The 16,205-nt window shown below is 71.7% G+C and carries 12 protein-coding genes; 2 read left to right on the top strand and 10 right to left on the bottom strand.

Annotated elements, in window-relative coordinates; all coding sequences use genetic code 11:
• Window positions 1–301: 301 nt before the first annotated feature.
• Window positions 302–847, bottom strand: a complete 546-nt coding sequence (locus tag WME95_RS24980) for a TetR/AcrR family transcriptional regulator (RefSeq protein WP_437910892.1) — start codon at window positions 845–847, stop codon at window positions 302–304.
• A gap of 89 nt (window positions 848–936) precedes the next feature.
• On the opposite strand from WME95_RS24980, the gene WME95_RS24975 reads away from it, so the two are divergent.
• Window positions 937–2,205: an FAD-dependent monooxygenase gene (locus WME95_RS24975; protein ID WP_437911021.1), complete on the top strand. Its 1,269-nt coding sequence runs from the start codon at window positions 937–939 to the stop codon at window positions 2,203–2,205.
• 143 nt (window positions 2,206–2,348) lie between these two features.
• Here WME95_RS24975 and WME95_RS24970 read toward each other — a convergent pair whose 3' ends face one another.
• The 5 genes from WME95_RS24970 to WME95_RS24950 all read right to left on the bottom strand — a co-directional run bounded on the left by WME95_RS24970 (window position 2,349) and on the right by WME95_RS24950 (window position 9,331).
• The gene (locus WME95_RS24970; protein ID WP_437910891.1) at window positions 2,349–6,143 is read right to left on the bottom strand and encodes an RCC1-like domain-containing protein; all 3,795 of its coding nucleotides are present in this window, start codon (window positions 6,141–6,143) and stop codon (window positions 2,349–2,351) included.
• Between the two features lie 584 nt (window positions 6,144–6,727).
• A complete protein-coding gene (locus WME95_RS24965; protein WP_437910890.1) occupies window positions 6,728–7,000 on the bottom strand; it encodes a hypothetical protein in 273 nt (90 codons plus the stop codon).
• A gap of 176 nt (window positions 7,001–7,176) precedes the next feature.
• On the bottom strand, window positions 7,177–7,410 hold the full coding sequence (locus tag WME95_RS24960) for a hypothetical protein (protein ID WP_437910889.1): 234 nt from the start codon (window positions 7,408–7,410) through the stop codon (window positions 7,177–7,179).
• Complete coding sequence (locus WME95_RS24955) at window positions 7,407–7,610, bottom strand: hypothetical protein (protein ID WP_437910888.1); 204 nt, start codon at window positions 7,608–7,610, stop codon at window positions 7,407–7,409. The genes WME95_RS24960 and WME95_RS24955 overlap by 4 nt, the downstream gene beginning before the upstream one ends.
• Window positions 7,611–7,762: 152 nt before the next feature.
• On the bottom strand, window positions 7,763–9,331 hold the full coding sequence (locus tag WME95_RS24950) for an aldehyde dehydrogenase family protein (protein ID WP_437555209.1): 1,569 nt from the start codon (window positions 9,329–9,331) through the stop codon (window positions 7,763–7,765).
• Window positions 9,332–9,679: 348 nt separating this feature from the next.
• Here WME95_RS24950 and glgB point away from each other — a divergent pair, with 348 nt between their 5' ends.
• A complete protein-coding gene (glgB, locus tag WME95_RS24945; protein ID WP_437910887.1) occupies window positions 9,680–11,926 on the top strand; it encodes a 1,4-alpha-glucan branching protein GlgB in 2,247 nt (748 codons plus the stop codon).
• An 88-nt stretch (window positions 11,927–12,014) separates the two neighbouring features.
• Here the strand turns inward: glgB and WME95_RS24940 are convergent, their stop codons facing one another.
• The 4 genes from WME95_RS24940 to WME95_RS24925 form a co-directional block, all read right to left on the bottom strand.
• Complete coding sequence (locus WME95_RS24940; protein WP_437910886.1) at window positions 12,015–12,644, bottom strand: hypothetical protein; 630 nt, start codon at window positions 12,642–12,644, stop codon at window positions 12,015–12,017.
• Complete coding sequence (locus WME95_RS24935; RefSeq protein WP_437910885.1) at window positions 12,641–13,207, bottom strand: FMN-binding protein; 567 nt, start codon at window positions 13,205–13,207, stop codon at window positions 12,641–12,643. The genes WME95_RS24940 and WME95_RS24935 overlap by 4 nt, the downstream gene beginning before the upstream one ends.
• Window positions 13,208–13,327: 120 nt before the next feature.
• Entirely contained in the window at window positions 13,328–14,701 is a 1,374-nt protein-coding gene (locus WME95_RS24930) for an FAD-dependent oxidoreductase (RefSeq protein WP_437910884.1), read from the bottom strand.
• 22 nt (window positions 14,702–14,723) lie between these two features.
• A complete protein-coding gene (locus WME95_RS24925; RefSeq protein ID WP_437910883.1) occupies window positions 14,724–16,151 on the bottom strand; it encodes a hypothetical protein in 1,428 nt (475 codons plus the stop codon).
• Window positions 16,152–16,205 lie beyond the last annotated feature (54 nt).

Genomic DNA, 16,205 nt, shown 5'->3' with positions numbered 1-16,205 from the left:
GTGCGCGGCGGCGCGCGGGTGGGCGCTCGGCCATCCGCCAAGGCCGGGGCGGGAGAGCTTGCGCATGAGCCACCGCCCGGCATGTCTCACTTCGGGCCATGCCTTCTGAGACGTCTCGTCGCGCGCCACACAAGGCGCGCCTGGGACGTGGAGCTTCCTGAGAGCTTATGGCACCTCGTTCGGTGCTCGCCGCGCCCACCCGCGCGCCGCCGCGCACAGCCCCCCGCCGGCGCTCACGTTGTCTCGGGGGCGCCGGTCGAAGGGCGTCGAGCTGCACGGCGGTGAGGCATGCGGATGCGATTCATGATGTCGGCGCGAGCGCGGCGAGGGCGGCCTCGACGGCGAGCGACTTGACCTTCTCCATGGGCACGTCGGTGAACTCGATGACGCAGTCGGAGAGGCCGCCGATGGCGACCACGGCGCGGGCGCGGGCGGCGAGCGAGGGGCGAGGGCCGATGAGAAGGCGCATCAGGCGGCGGCGCCACTCGATCATGCGTATGCCCAGGTCGAGGTAAGCGAGCGTGGCGAGGTCGCGGACCACCATCGTGAGGGTGTCGCGGTGGCGGTGCAGGAGATCGAAGTAGTCGGCGAGAAGGACGCGCGGGTCAGGCTGCGGGCCGCCCTCGCGCTCGGCGACGAACGCGTCCATCTCCGCGAGCAGCGGCTCGACGATGCTGGCGACCAGCGATTCGCGCGAGTCGAAGTGGTAGTAGAGCGCGGGCTTGGTGATGCCGAGGTGATCGGCGATCTCGCGCAGGCTGGTCCGCTGGACCCCCTGGCGCGCGAACAGCTCGCGCGCCACCGCCTGGATTCGCGCCTTGGTGTCGGAGGGCCTGGCTCGGGGCACCGGCGCAGCGTAGCCGCTTACTTACCGTTCGGTAAGCCTTGTGCAGGGTTGGGCCGCATGCTTACCTATCGGTAAGTAAGGAGGGGCTCATGGAGATCCTCATTTCGGGCGCCAGCATCGCCGGTCCGGTGCTGGCGTACTGGCTCAAGCGGCACGGGTTCCGGCCCACGGTGGTGGAGCGCGCGCCGACGCTGCGCAAGACGGGCGGCCACGCGGTCGACCTGTTTCGGCCGGCGATGGACATCGTCGAGCGCATGGGCGTGCTGGCGCGGGTCGAGGCCAAGAAGACAGGCACCGAGCGCATGACGCTGCTGCGCGAAGGGGTGCAAGGGCAGGTCGACATCGACGTCGGCCGGTTGATGCACGCGGTGTCCGACCGCCACGTCGAGATCATGCGCGACGATCTCAGCGAGATCTTCCACGACGCGACCCGGGGCGACGTCGAGTACGTGTTCGGCGACTCGATCGCCTCGCTCGCCGAGGACGAGGCCGGTGTCGACGTGACGTTCGAGCGCGGCGCGCCGCGGCGCTTCGACCTGGTGATCGGCGCCGACGGGCTGCACTCGAACGTGCGGCGGCTGGTGTTCGGCGAGGAGCGGCAGTTCGCCCGCTTCATCGGCGCCTACCTCGCGGTGATCTCGATCCCCAACTACTTGGGGCTCCACGACCACGCGATCGTGCTCGGCGGGGTCGGGCGGATGGCGGCGATCTACGGCTCGCACACGATCGACGACGCGCGCGCGGTGTTCCTGTTCCGCAGCCCGCGCGAGCTCGATGTCCACCACCGGGACGTCGCGCGGCAGAAGCAGTTGCTGCGCGAGGCGTTTGCCGGGGCCGGCTGGGAGGTGCCGCGGCTGATGGCCGAGCTCGATCGGACCCCGGCGTTCTACTTCGACTCGATCACGCAGCTGCGCATGGACTCGTGGTCACGCGGGCGCGTCACCCTGGCCGGGGACGCCGGCTATTCGCCGGGGCCGGCGGTCGGCGGCAGCACCAGCCTCGCGGTGGTCGGCGCCTATGTCCTCGCCGGCGAGCTGGCCGCGGCCGGCGGCGACCACGCGCGCGCGTTCCAGGCCTGCGAGCGCAAGCTGGCCGACTACGTGCGCCGCAGCCGGGTGTTCGCGCTGAACGCCGCCAGGCGCCTGGTCCCGGGCAGCCGGTTCGACCTGTGGGCGCTGGCGCAGATCGGCCGCCTGGTCAGCGTGGCGCCGCGCGGGGTGTCGCGCGCGCTGGCCAAGCTGAGCAGCCACGGGGTCCGGCTGCACGACGCGATCACGCTCAAGGAGTACGCGCGCGCCGACGGCGGTCCGCCAGCCTGCTGTCCTCGCGGACAGGCCGTGACGCGGGTGGATCCTTGATGTGCCGCTCCGCGACGTCGATCTGCGGCGGGAAGGTGATTGCCCCGTCGACGCACTCCTTGCCTGGACTGGTCGGAGCCATCGACCTGCTTTCGCCACCGCGAGCGCGCCTCGACGTGCGGAGGCGCGCTCGTGTGCGAAGCTCAGAGCCCGGCGAGGGCGACGGGAAAGCTCACCCTCGGGCTGCCATTGCCGAGTTGACCCACGCCCACCGCGCCCCACGCCGCGATCGAGCCTGTCCGGCGGAGCACGGCGGTGTGGTTCGTTCCAGCGCTGATGCTCACCGCATCGGTGACGTTCGAGACCGGCACCGGCGTCAGCGCATCGGCCACCGAGCCGCGTCCGAGCTGCGCGCTGTCACCGCGACCCCAGCAGAACGCTCCCCCGAGGGCCGTGACCGCGCAGGTGTGCGAGGAGCCCGCGCTCAGGTGCACGACATCGCCGAGGTTCGAGACCGGCATCGGAATGGTGGCGCCCGTCGTCGTGCCGTTCCCCAGCTGTCCATTAGAACCGGAGCCCCAGCAGCTCACCGAGCCCGTGCTGTGGACCGCACACGTGTGAACCCTCCCCGCAGCGAGCCCGACGGCGTCGCCCAGGCCCAGCACCGAGACCGGCGTCGACGAGCTCGACAACGTGGCGTTTCCAAGCCCCCCTTTGCCCCAGCATGAAACAGCGCCTGACGCGTGCAAGGCGCACGTGTGCTCGCCACCGGCCGCGACGTCGACAGCGTCGGCGATGTTGAGCACGGTGACGGGCCTGGTCTGGGAGGTCGTGGCCCCGTTCCCGAGCCGACCGTCCCAGCCCGCCCCCCAGCAGGACACTTGCCCGTTCTGGCGCACGGCGCACGTGTGGAGAGGGCCTGCGCTGATCGCGACGGCGTCCGACAGGGCCGACACCGCGACGGGCGTGCGGCGGTCATCAAGCGTGCCGTTCCCGAGCCGGCCATTGGCGCCCTCCCCCCAGCACTGGACCTGCCCGCTCTGAAGCAGGGCGCACGTGTGGGATGCGCCCGCGGTGACCTGAACGGCGTCGGTGAGGTCAGACACAGGAGTGGGGGTCGTCTGGTCCACCTCGGAACCATTGCCGAGTCGACCGTGGGCCGCCTCGCCCCAGCACTGGACCTGGCCGTTCCAGCGCAGCGCGCACGTGTGGGATGCGCCCGCGGTGATCTCCACCGCGTCATCGAGGGGCACCACGGGGACCGGCAACGGTGCGGTATCGATCGTTCCAATCCCGAGCTGCCCATAGCCTGCCGCCCCCCAGCAGCGGAGCTCACCGGTGCTTCGCACGGCGCACGTGTGAGTTAGGCCCGCCGCCAAGGCGCGCGCGTCGCTCAGGTCCAGCACCGCAGTGCCGCCCCGGTTCGACGACAAGAACCTTCCAATCCCGAGCTGGCCATCGGCGCCATTCCCCCAGCACACGACGGCGCCGTTCCGGCGCAGCGCGCACGAGTGGCCCGTGTCCCAGCCGCCGCGCGCATTGCTCGTCTCGAGCGCGACCGCATCCGAGAGGTTCAATACCGCGACGGGCGTGAACATGGTGATCGCAGAGCCGTTGCCGAGCTGGCCAGCGAGCCCGTTCCCCCAGCAAACGGCGCCGCCGTTCGCCCGCACGGCGCAGCTGTGCCCCGCGCCGGCCGAGATCGAGATCGCGTCGTTCAGGCCGAACACCGGCAGGGGCGTCGACTGGTCCGCCGTGAGGCCATTGCCGAGCTGGCCGTCGTGGGCATCTCCCCAGCACACGACGGCGCCGGTGGCGCGCAGCGCGCAGGTATGTGCGCCGCCCGCGTCGATGTCGACGGCGTCGGTGAGGTCCGAGACCGTGACCGGCGTCGTCGCATTCGCCGTAGAGCCATTGCCGAGCCGGCCCGAGTCGCCACGACCCCAGCACACGACGGCGCCGGTCGCGCGCCGCGCGCACGCGTGATCGGCCCCGACGTCGAGGGCCACGGCGTCGCTGAGACCGGACACGGGGACGGGCATCGTCGTACTCGCGGTGGACCCGTTCCCGAGCCGACCGTCGCTGCCCGACCCCCAGCAGACGACGGCGCCGGTCGCGCGCAGCGCGCACCCATGGGACGAGCCAATCCCGACGCTCACGGCGTCGTTCAGGTTCGAGACCGGCGTCGGCGTGCCCACCGAGATCGTGGTGCCATTGCCAATCTGTCCGTTCGCGTTGTAGCCCCAGCAATAGACCTTCCCACCCACCACGGCGCACGTGTTGTACTCGTTCGCGCTGATCGGGCTCGTCTCACACGCCCCGTCCTCGTCCCATAGCCCCTCGACGCACGTCGCCGACTGGACCCCGCCGGGACACGTCGCGAGCGCCACCTCGCCGTCGACGCACTCGTCGGGATCGATGCACGCGCCGGTGTCCGCCCAGGCGCCCTGCGTGCAGGTCTGCTGCTGATCGCCGCGACCGTTGAGCCCGCACGGGACGTCCTGCGTCGTGCCGTTCGTGCAGACGTCGGGGTCGACGCAGGCGCCATCATCCTGCCACTGGCCATCTGCGCAACGCTGCAGCCTCGTGCCCGCGCCGTTGTATCCGCAGCCCACCTCTTGCGTCGCGCCGTTCGTGCAGACGTCGGGATCGGCGCAGGCGCCATCGTTTTGCCATTGCCCTGACGTGCAGACCTGGGGCCTGGCGCCGGCCCCGTTGAGGCCACACGCCGCCTGCTGCGTCGCGCCGTTCGTGCAGGCGTCGGGATCGGCGCAGGCGCCGTCGTCCTGCCACTGGCCGTTCGCGCAACGCTGCGGCGTCGTGCCCGCGCCGTTCAGCCCACAGGCGGTCCGCCGCGTCGCGCCGTTCGTGCAGGCGTCGGCGTCGGCGCAGGCGCCGCTGTCCTGCCATTGCCCTGCCGCGCAGACCTGGGGCTTCGTACCGGCCCCGTTGAGGCCACACGCCGCCTGCTGTGTCGCGCCGTTCGTGCAGGCGTCGGGATCGACGCAGGCGCCGTCGTCCTGCCACTGGCCGTTCGCGCAACGCTGCGGCGTCGTGCCCGCGCCGTTCAGCCCACAGGCGGTCCGCCGCGTCGCGCCGTTCGTGCAGGCGTCGGCGTCGGCGCAGACACCGCTGTCCTGCCATTGCCCCGCCGCGCAGACCTGAGGCTTCGTACCGGCCCCGTTGAGGCCACACGCCGCCTGCTGTGTCGCGCCGTTCGTGCAGGCGTCGGGATCGACGCAGGCGCCGTCGTCCTGCCACTGGCCCGCGGTGCAGATCTGGCGCTGCGCGCCGGCCCCGTTGAGCCCGCAGGCGAGCTGCTGCGTCGCGCGGTTCGTACAGACGTCGGGATCGACGCAGGCGCCGTTGTCCTGCCATTGCCCTGATGTGCATACCTGGGGCTTGGTTCCGGCCCCGTTCAGGCCACAGGCTGCTTCCTGCGTCGTGCCGTTCGTGCAGACGTCGGCATCGACGCAGGCGCCCGGCTGCCAGACGCCGCCCGTGCAGACCGAGGTCGCTGTCCCGGCGCCGTTGTGGCCGCAAGGCTCGCTCTGCCGGGCGTCGTTGACGCACTCGTCCGGATCGTCGCACGCGCCCTCGTCGACCCACACACCGTCGGTGCAGACCTGCGTCTGCTCCCCGTTTCCATTGAGGCCACACGGCGCGCTCTGCGACGCGCCCGCGGCGCAGCCGGGGTCCCCGCCGCTGCCGCCCGCGCCGCCGGTCCCGCCCGCGCCGCCCGCGCCGCCGGTCCCGCCCGCGCCGCCGGTCCCGCCCGCGCCGCCAGCGCCGCCGGTCCCGCCCGCGCCGCCGGTCCCGCCCGCGCCGCCCGCGCCGCCGGTCCCGCCCGCGCCGCCCGCGCCGCCAGCGCCGCCCGGACCGCTCGTGCTGGCTGCCGCGCTGCCGCCGGTCCCGCTCGGGTCGCCGCTGCTCGTGCTGGTGTCGTCTGGCTCGTCGCCGCACGCCACGGTTACGAGAGCGACGAGGGCGACGAGCATCCGCGCGAACCGCGCTCGACCCGCACCTCGACCAGCTACAGCCCTGTTCCCGTCGATGCGAGAGCGCCGTCGAGTGTCCAATGCAATCCTCCGTCTGGCCGTGATAAGCGTCACAGGAAACTACAGAATTTTCTTCCTCGTTACACCACATCTCTGTTGCGGCAGCACACGAGGACGCGTCCCAGTGGCCCGGGGGGACCGTGCCAGCAGGTTATGGACGCTCGCCAGCAGGTCCGGAGCCCTTGCCAGCACCCGCTGGTGCAGCTCCCGCGAGCTGCTGGTGTCGCTCCTCCGACCCGCTGGTGCAGCTGCCCCTTCGCGCGGATATCGCTCCTCCGACCCGCTGGTGCAGTTTTCCTGCGCTGCTGGCCGCGCTCCCCGATCCGCTGATCCCGCTCCCCAGCTCCGCGGAGCCGCGTCCCGGAAGCGCTGGTGCAGCTCCCCGGTGACGCAACCATGCTTTCCGGTGCGTCGGGCGCTGCTGGTGCGCGCCGAGCTCTGCTGTCGTGCTACGACCGCCCATTGGCCATGATATCCACACTGACCACCACCACCAACGGAGGTAGGTTAAGGGAATCGAGCTATCACAAGAGCAACTCGCGGTTCTGAAGGAGACCCGCGCGGTCGGGACCCCTGCGGAGTCTCAGGCCCTCCTCGAACAGGCGCGTCCAGAGCTCGACCGCATCGTCCGCGAGGTCATGGAGCCGAGTCAGCCCATCTCGACGACCCTCACGGAGGACCAGGCGTTCGTCTTCGAGCCGGACGTCGCCGAGCAGTTCGATGACGTCAACTCGAGCGGCACCCTCGACGAGGAGGTCAGCGACCTCGGCATGCTGCTCCGGCTCGCTCAGCAGCACCAGGCCGAGGCGAAGCGCCGCCTCGCTCCGCAACGCCCTGCGAAGGCTCCGCCCGAAGCGCCGGGCCAGCGCCGTCGCGCCGGACGAGCCGGCGCCGCTCGAACCCACGCCCGCCCGCTCCAAGCCCGCGCCGGTCGAACCCTCGCCGATCTGATCTGGGCCGGATCCCGTAGCGCTCAGCGAGCGCCGTAGATGCGGAGCACGGTGATCGTCCGCGCCTCGCGCTCGATCGTGAGCACCGCGTCGTGGAAGCCCGCGCTGAGGAGGTAGTAGGGCGCCTCCCACGCGAGCTCGCCTTCGCCCGTCTCCGCGAAGCGAACGACCGCCCGGTCGATCATGAAGGCCGAGTGCATCGGCAGCCTGTAGAACGTGACCAGCGCAGGGAAGTTCCAGACGACGCGGAAGCTCATCCGCCGTGCTCGCGGGCCAGCTCCTCCAGGGCCCGCGGCAGATCCTCGTGAGCGACGAGGCGCGCACGGCCCGCCGCGATGTCGGCGAGATCCTGATCGAGCTCGGCGCGCTGCTCCGGCGTGAGCCTCTGGACACGTGGCGCGCGCTCGATGGCCGCGAGGATGGGGTCGCTCGGCAAGGAACTGGGCCGGGTAGACATGGGTTCAGCGTGGATCAGAAGGGGGCAGGGATGCAAGAGCGCGCGCCTCTGGCACGAAGCGCAGGATCTGTGCCCGCCCGGCGGCCGTCCATCCGGCGTCTGGTCAGCCGACGTTCTCGAGGCTCCCCGCCGCCGCCGACAGCGCGCCCGCCCTAGAACAGCTCTCCGATGCGCCGGAGGAAGCCGCCGCTCGAGAAGAGCGCGCGCATGCCTCGCTTGAACCAGCTGTACGACGACGCGGTGTAGGGGAACCAGGTCGGGTCCTTCGACCCCAGCGCGATGCGGTCCGCGTTGATGTGCTTGACGTCGCACATCTGCCGGAGCCCGTCCTCGCCCATCACCCGGCCGAAGCCGCTCTGCTTGACGCCGCCGAACGGCGCGTCGGGGAGGGCGCCGTTCATGAGCACGTCGTTCACCAGCACGCTGCCGGCCTGCAGGCGCTCGGCGAGCCGGCGGGCGTGATCGGTGTCCTCCGAGAAGACATAGGCGTTGAGGCCGAGGTGCGACTCGTTCGAGAGGCGGATCGCCTCCTCCTCGGTCGCGACCTGCATGAACGGCACGACCGGCCCGAAGATCTCCTCGGTCATCACCGTCATCGCATGATCGCAGCCGGCGATGATCGTCGGCTCGAAGAACTGGCCCTGCCCCGGCGCGCGCTTGCCGCCGGCCTTCACGGTCGCCCCCTTGTCGACAGCGTCCTTGATGTGCCGCTCGGCGACGTCGATCTGCGGCGGGAAGATGATCGCCCCCACGTCGACGAACTCCTTGCCCGGATCACCCTGGTTCAGCCCCTTGGTGATCTCGACGGTGCGCTCGAGCAGGCGATCGTGGATCTCGCGGTGCGCATAGACCCGCTCCACCGCGACGCACACCTGCCCCGCGTTCGCGAAGCCGCCGAAGACGATCGCCTGCGCCGTGCGCTCGATGTCCGCGTCCGCGCAGGCGATGAGCGGCGCCTTGCCGCCGAGCTCCATCACGCACGGGATGAGGCGCTCGCCGCAGGCGGCGGCGACCTTCCTCCCGGTGCCGACGCTGCCGGTGAACAGGAGCATCTGGATGCCGCTGTCGATGAGCGCCGCGCCGGTCGGCCCGTAGCCGGTGACGACCTGGAACAGATCCTCGGGCATGCCCGCGCCGTCCCAGATCTCCTTCTGCTTGAGCGCGATGAGCGGCGTCACCTCGCTCGGCTTGAGCACGGCGGCGTTGCCGGCGACGATCGCCGCGAGCACGTCGCGCAGCGCGAGCTGGAACGGGAAGTTCCACGGCGAGATCACGCCGACCACGCCGCGAGGGACGTAGTGGACCCAGCTGCGCCGGTGCTTGAACAGGTGGAGCTTGATCTCGTGCGGCTCGAGCGCCTTCGGGGCGACCTGCGCGAAGTACGTCGCCATGTCGGCCGCGACCAGGACCTCGTGCAGCAGCGCCTCGTGGCGCGGCTTGCCGCACTCGCGCGAGAGCAGATCGACGATCTCGTCCGTGCGATCGACGATGGCGTCGCGGAAGCGCAGGACGCGCTGGCAGCGCTCCTCGACGGGCAGCGCGCCCCACGCCTCCTGCGCGCGCCGCGCCCGGGCGACCGCGGCACGCACCTCCTCGGCGCTGGTGTTCGGGGCCTCTCCAAGGAGCTCCCCGGTCGCGGGCGCGTAGCTGCGGATCGCCGCGCCTCCGTGCCCGTTCATGCCAGGACCGCTGCCGTTGCCCCCGATCGGGCGTTCGCTCACCACCTGACCCATGTTCGATCCCTCCGCCTGTCGAGCCCGCATCGCTTGCCGGATGGCCTCCGTGGCTCGCCGCTCGACGCCGGGACCCTACCCTTCCCGAGAAGGTACAGCAAATGAGCATTTGCGCTGTTTCCCGATGAATCCCGACGATTCTCGGCGTGCTCGCGGTCGATCCGGCCCCCCGACATCCGCTGTTGCGCTGCGGACAAATGGTGAGCACACCGTGGTTGCGCCAGGGGGGACCGGCGCCGCAGGCCGCGCCGGTGCGCCCGGGTGAGCCTGGTCGGCGTCTCGGGCGGACTCTCGGCATGACGTCGGCGAGTGGAGCCGCTATAGGCGGACCCCGACATGTTGGAACAACGAGAACTCGATCTCATCGCGGCAGTCGAGCATCCGGATCCGCACCACGTGCTCGGCGCGCACGAAGACGAGGACGACCTGGTTGTCCGCGTCTTTCGGCCGGACGCCACCGAGATCTCGGTGGTCCCGGGCGACCCCAGGCTCCGGAGGCAGCCGATGGAGCGCGTCCACCCCGCGGGCCTCTTCGAGGCGCGCTTCCCCGGCGTGTCCTACCCCGCGGACGGACGCTTCCCGTACCAGCTCGAGCTGCGCTTCGCGGACGGCAACTCCTCGGTGGAGCTCGACCCGTACGCGATGCCGCCGACGCTCGGGGACATCGATCGCCACCTCCTGGCCGAGGGGCGGCACTGGGAGCTCTACCGCGTCCTGGGCGCGCACGTGCGCGAGGTGGACGGGGTCTCCGGGACGTCGTTCGCGGTCTGGGCCCCGAACGCGCGGCGGGTGAGCGTCCTCGGCGACTTCAACCACTGGGACGGCCGCCGCCACGCGATGCGCCGGATGGGCGAGGGCTTCTGGGAGCTCTTCATCCCGGGCCTCGGCGAGGGCGCGCTCTACAAGTACGAGATCAAGACGCCGGAGGGGCACCTCACGGTGAAGACCGATCCCGTCGCCCAGGCGATGGAGCTCCGGCCGGCCACCGCCTCGCGCGTCTACACGAGCCGCTACGCGTTCCAGGACGGCGACTGGATGCAGGAGCGCGGCAGGATCGACTCCCGCAAGAAGCCGCTCACGATCTACGAGGTCCACGCCGGCTCCTGGCGGCGCGTGCAGGGCGAGGGCCCGCCGTACGAGGGCGGGATGCGCTGGATGACGTACCGCGAGCTCGCCGACCACCTCGTCGAGTACGTGGCCGAGCTCGGCTTCACGCACATCGAGCTCATGCCGGTCATGGAGCACCCCTTCGACGGGTCATGGGGTTACCAGGTGGCGGGCTACTTCGCCCCGACCAGCCGCTTCGGCGATCCCGACGACCTCCGCTACTTCATCGACCGCTGCCACCAGCGGGGGATCGGCGTGATCCTCGACTGGACCCCCGCGCACTTCCCCAAGGACGCGTGGGCGCTCGGGCGGTTCGACGGCACGGCGCTCTACGAGCACCTCGACCCGCGCCTCGGCGAGCACCGCGAGTGGAACACGTACATCTTCAACTACGGCCGCCACGAGGTGCGGAACTTCCTTGTGGCCAACGCGCTCTACTGGCTCGACGAGTTCCACATCGACGGGCTGCGGGTCGACGCGGTCGCCTCGATGCTCTACCTCGACTACGCCGCGCAGGGCGGCGACTGGGTGCCGAACCGGTATGGCGGCCGCGAGAACATCGAGGCCATCGACTTCATCCGCGAGCTGTCGAACCGGGTGCACGAGCGCTGTCCGGGCGCGATCCTCTGCGCGGAGGAGTCCACCGCCTGGCCGTCGGTGACCCACGCGACGTACGTCGGCGGGCTCGGCTTCGACTTCAAGTGGAACATGGGGTGGATGCACGACACGCTCGACTTCTTCAAGCACGAGCCCATCCACCGCGCCTTCCACTACCACCAGCTCACGTTCGGGCTGATCTACGCCTTCTCCGAGAAGTTCCTCCTGCCGCTGAGCCACGACGAGGTCGTGCACCTCAAGCGGGCGCTGCTCTCGAAGATGCCCGGCGACTACTGGCAGATGCTGGCGAACCTGCGCGCGCTCTACGGCTACATGTGGGCGCACCCGGGCAAGAAGCTGCTCTTCATGGGCGGTGAGATCGGCCAGTTCGCCGAGTGGAGCGAGAAGACGGAGCTCGACTGGGGCCTGCTCTCGGTGCCCGAGCACGCGGGGCTCAAGCGGCTCGTGACGGAGCTCAACGCGCTCTACAAGAAGTATCCGGCGATGTACGAGCTCGACGACGAGCACCACGGCTTCCGGTGGATCGACTGCACGGACCACATGCAGACCGTGATCTCGTTCATCCGCTACGGCGACGGCGCGGGAGATCAGATGTCGCCCTCGGGCACGCACGTCGTGTTCATCGGCAATTTCACGCCCGTCCCGCGCCATCACTACCGGATCGGCGTCCCGCGGCGCGGCGCCTACCTGGAGGTGCTCAACACCGACGCGGTCCAGTACGGCGGCAGCGGCGTGGGCAACCTGGGTCGCGTCGAGGTCGAGGACGTCCCGAGCCATGGGTTCCCGCAATCGATCGTGCTCTCGCTCCCGCCGCTGGGGGTGCTCTGGCTCGTCCCCGAGCAGGACGCGCCGGGCTGAGGCCTCGTCGGGCGCGCTGGTGACCAGGTCCCCAGGGCGCCTTCGCTCGTCGGGGCGAGCGCGCTCCGCGCGGGGCGCGCGCGGCGGTTTACTGGGCCTGGGCCTCGTCGGCCGGCGCTGCCTCGCCTCGCCGCGAGCGCCTCGGCAGCCACATGTCCACCGTCGAGACGACCGCCATGGCGCCGAGCGACAGCAACATCGCCACGCCGGAGACGGGCATCAGCGCAGCGGCGCCGGGCGCGCTCCGGATGAGCCATGGCGCCGCGATGTGCAGCCCGCTCGTGACGACGGCCGCCGCGACGCCCGCGGTGTGGAGCCACGACGGCAGGCGCGCGAGCAGCCAGAGGTGCGCGAGGATCAGCACGTAGACCGGCACCGAGAAGAGGTGGAAATGCGTCACCTCGAGCAGCTTCCGCTCGGAGATCTGCTCGACAAGGACGCGCGGCGCCTCCGGCGTTCCGGGGAGCTCGATCTCCGGGCCCAGATCGAGCGCGGGCCCCTCGGCCGCCGCGGGCGCCTGGGTCGGGGCAGGCGGCGGCGCGGCGACCGGCGCGCCCGCGTAGTACGCGGCGGCCCCCGCGTCCTGGACCATCGCGCCGTAGAGGCGCCACGACACGAGCAGCCCGATGACCGACGCGAGCGCGAACGCCGAGTAGAGGAGCTTCGCGCCGAGCGAGAGCGACCTCAGCCGACCGGCTGAAGCTGTGAAATCCCTCACAGACCGCCGCGCTTCAGCGCGAGCTGGAGGACGAGCGCGTCGCGCTTGACGCCGAGCGCCACGGAGCGGGACGAGATGGATGCGCCCGACACGATGTCGATGTCCTTGCCCGCGGTGATCGGGTCGACCGCCGTCTTGCCGCGGAACTGGGCGCGGAAGCGATCGCCGCGGACCTCGTCGCCGTACGCCTCGCGGTACTCGAGGATCTCGATGCGCTCCACCGCGCCGGCCGTCGAGAACTGCACGGCGAAGTCGATCGGCTCGTGCATCCCCTTCTCTTCGTCCTTGATCGCGTAGCCGTCGATCTTGCCGTCGGACTCCGCGACGTACACCACCCACTCGCGCTTGACCGGCGCCCCCAGCTTCTTGCCGAGCTCCTGCGCCTCCGCGTCGCCGAGGACGACCTTGCGATAGCCGACCTTCTTCGAGCTCGCGAAGAAGCTCTTCAGGACAGCAGGGACCGTCCAGTACGTCGCGCCGTGGGCGGGCAGCGCCGCCAGGATGAACGTGAGCGCCGCTGCTGCAGCGAAGTGGGCGGTGTGGAGGTCACGAGAAGGACGCATCAAAGCTCCGACGAAGCTGTCATTCGTGAAAGTCAAAGTCAACGGCGTTTGGGCCGCGGATTTGCGGCGCGGGCGTCAGTCGCGTCAGTTGCGTCAGTTGCGTCAGTTGCGTCAGTTGCGTCAGTCGCGCACCTGCACGTCCAGGTAGCGCTCGGCGTTCAGCGCCCACGCTTCCGGGCTGCGGCCGGCCTCGACGTGCGCCACCGCGTCGGCCGCGATCGCGGCGCAGTGATCGAGGTTGCAGTGCAGGAAGAGCGCCTGCCGCCCGAAGGGGATCACGCCGAGCGCGGCGGCGCGGCGCATCGCGGCCCGCCAGTCCCGCAGCCAGCCGCGCCGGTAGAGCGGGTACACGCGGGGCACGAAGCGCTGCCGGGCCTCGAGCGGCGCCACCCCGCGCGGGGCGATGCCCGCGCGCACGAGCTGGTCGAGCAGCGCCTCGAGCGGCGGGCCCGAGGCGAAGTCGCGCCCGCTCCCCCAGGCCCCCTCGGGGATCTCGACGCACAGCACCGTCTCGCCCGGGCGGCGGAGATCGGGCGCGTAGTTCTGCAGCTCGGAGACGCGGCCGAACCAGAAGCGCGGGTCGGGGCAGTAGTACGTCTCCGGGGCGCCGAGCCGCGCGCGCGGGTACGCCAGGTAGACAAGGTAGAGCCCGCGGTGCTCGAGCGGCGCGTCGGGCACGAGATCCGCGAGATCGCCGGCGAACAGGATCGGCGCCGCGCCGGCGCGCGCGCCCGCCCCGGCCAGACCGAGGGCGGAGCCGCACTCGGCCTTGACGCCGGCCTCCGCGAGGCGCGCCTCGAGGTACGTGACGAGCGACGAGATGCCCGCCGGCGGGTAGATGAACCGCGCGAGATCCGCCGAGGCGCCGCCGCGGCCGCGGGCGAGCCCCTTGAACAGCGCGAGCGGGCTCGTCGTGCTGATCCGCTTCTTCGCGACGGTCTGGGAGAGCTCGGACGGCGGGAGGCCCCAGACCTTCTCGGCGTAGGGCCGGTAGAACGACGCGTAGGCCGCCGCGCCGACGCGGTCGCGCACGAACCGCTCGAAGCCGACGTCCTCGCCGGCGAGGGCGCGGTCGTGCTCCCAGCGGGCGAAGGCCGCGCGGCGGCCGCGCTGCGCGACGAACCCGAGGCCCATGGCGGCGCCGGCGCGGAGGCCGAGCGCGCGGAGCATCGAGGGCGCGCTCGGCGGGTAGGGGACGTGGCGCTCGCCGAGCACGAGCACCCCGCGGCGCGGGCGCGAGAGGAATGGGGAGCGCGCGTGCACCTCGCGGAAGAGCGGCTGATCGAGGGCGGCCGGGTGGAGCCGGTGCGAGCCGAGATCGCACGGCAGGCCGCGGAACGTCTCGGCGCCCGCGAGCCCGCCGGCCCGCGCCGCGCGCTCGAGGAGGCGCACGCGCCGGCCGGCCCGCGCGAGCAGCAGCGCGGCGTAGAGGCCGGAGATGCCGGCGCCGACCACGAGGCGCTCGGGCCCGGCGTCGTCTGGGCGGAGTGACATCGTGTGCCCGCGTCCCGCGCGCTCAGTACATGAACCCGAGGCCGAGATTGAGCTGCGTCTGGTCGAACCCGAGGGTGCGGTCGCGCAGCTGGTAGTCGGCCTTCACGACGACCCCCTGGGTCGGCCGGTACGAGGCGCCGAGCGTGAGCTCGCGGACGCCGTACGAGGCGTTGGCCTTGTAGCCCTCGGGCACCGCGGACTGCGTGTCGTACGCCTCGACGCGCGCGAACGGCAGGAGCTCGTGGCCCACGCCGAGCGGGCGGAGCACGTCGAACGCGGCCTCGACATAGCCGCCGCGGATCCGGGAGGCCACGGGGCTCGTGGGATCGATGAAGTTCGGCGCGCCGCTCTCGTTGAACGAGACCATCAGCGCGCGCGCCTCGGGGAGGTGCCACTCGGCGAACAGGACCCGCGTCTCCAGGCCGCTCCTGCGCCAGCGCGCGTCGAGCGACCAGCCGAGGACCGGGACCGACAGATCCACCGGGGTGCCGTCGCGAAGGAAAAATTTTCCCTCGCCGTTCGGCCCAGCGTCGCTCGCGTACACCGAAGCGCCCGCGACGACCCCGAGCAGCGGCTCGGCCTCGACGCGCGCGACGGCCGCCCATGCGTTGGCGCGGGCGAGCCCGCCGCTCTGCCGCCCGCCGGCGAGTCCGCCCGCGCGGAAGCCGAGCGGATCGAGGCCGGTCATGGCGTAGGCCTCGAAGCGCAGCCAGTCGAGCGGCTGCCCGAACGCGCCGATCCCGATCTCGCGCCACGTCGAGGGGATGACGAGGGTGTCGACCTTGGGCCTGACCACGCCGTGGAACACCGGCGGCTCGTGCCACTGGTTGATGATCCCCATCGGGACGAGCACGAGGCCAGCCCGCAGCCCGAGGGCGCGGCCTGCCGCGTTCCACTCGATGTAGGCCTGCTCCAGCTCCGCGGCGCCCGGGCAGCTCGCGCAGGAGATCGAGTGTTCGACCTCGAGCTCGACGTAGGACCGGATGTCGGCCGTGAACTCGTGCGCCACGAAGAGCACGAGCCGGGGGATGTCGGCGACCCACGCGCGCTCGCCCTCGCGGCCGGTCGTCGTGCCGCGGACATGCACCTCGCCGTAGCCGCCGACGGAGGTGCTGCTGGCGCTCGCCCCGGCGCTGCGGAACCGCTGCTCGGTCAGGCCGCGGACGAGCTCGTGCTCGGGCGCCTCTCCGGCGCCGAGACCGACGGCGGGCTTCCGGGGCTCCGGCGGCGGCGCGGCGTCCTCGGGCGGCAGGTCGAGGACCGGGCCGTCCGGCGTTGCCTGGGCGGCAGGCGCTGGCTGGGCGCCAGGCGCTGGCTGGGCGGTAAGCGCGGGCTGCGTGGCGGGCGCGGGTTGCGTGGCAGGCGCCGGCTGCGCGGCAGCGGAGAAGGGCAGCAGCGCGCCGAGGACGACGCCCGCGGAGCGAGGCCACAAGGACGTGATCGCTTTCATGACGAGGACCGGGAGCCCGGAGGGGCGGGAGTCTTCGCGCCCTTGAAAACGGAG

The organism is Sorangium sp. So ce327 (assembly GCF_051530205.1).
In the GTDB taxonomy this organism is placed as follows: domain Bacteria; phylum Myxococcota_A; class Polyangia; order Polyangiales; family Polyangiaceae; genus Sorangium; species Sorangium cellulosum_B.
Note: the sequence above shows the minus strand (reverse complement) of the source record. Positions and strands in the feature narration are given on the sequence as shown.

Bases quoted from the DNA above. Each gene is read 5' to 3' on its own strand.
- WME95_RS24975 (WP_437911021.1), top strand. From the start codon at position 937: ATGGAGATCCTCATTTCGGGCGCCAGCATCGCCGGTCCGGTGCTGGCG.
- WME95_RS24970 (WP_437910891.1), bottom strand. From the start codon at position 6,143: ATGCTCGTCGCCCTCGTCGCTCTCGTAACCGTGGCGTGCGGCGACGAG.
- WME95_RS24960 (WP_437910889.1), bottom strand. From the start codon at position 7,410: ATGAGCTTCCGCGTCGTCTGGAACTTCCCTGCGCTGGTCACGTTCTAC.
- WME95_RS24955 (WP_437910888.1), bottom strand. From the start codon at position 7,610: ATGTCTACCCGGCCCAGTTCCTTGCCGAGCGACCCCATCCTCGCGGCC.
- glgB (WP_437910887.1), top strand. From the start codon at position 9,680: ATGTTGGAACAACGAGAACTCGATCTCATCGCGGCAGTCGAGCATCCG.
- WME95_RS24935 (WP_437910885.1), bottom strand. From the start codon at position 13,207: ATGCGTCCTTCTCGTGACCTCCACACCGCCCACTTCGCTGCAGCAGCG.
- WME95_RS24930 (WP_437910884.1), bottom strand. From the start codon at position 14,701: ATGTCACTCCGCCCAGACGACGCCGGGCCCGAGCGCCTCGTGGTCGGC.
- WME95_RS24925 (WP_437910883.1), bottom strand. From the start codon at position 16,151: ATGAAAGCGATCACGTCCTTGTGGCCTCGCTCCGCGGGCGTCGTCCTC.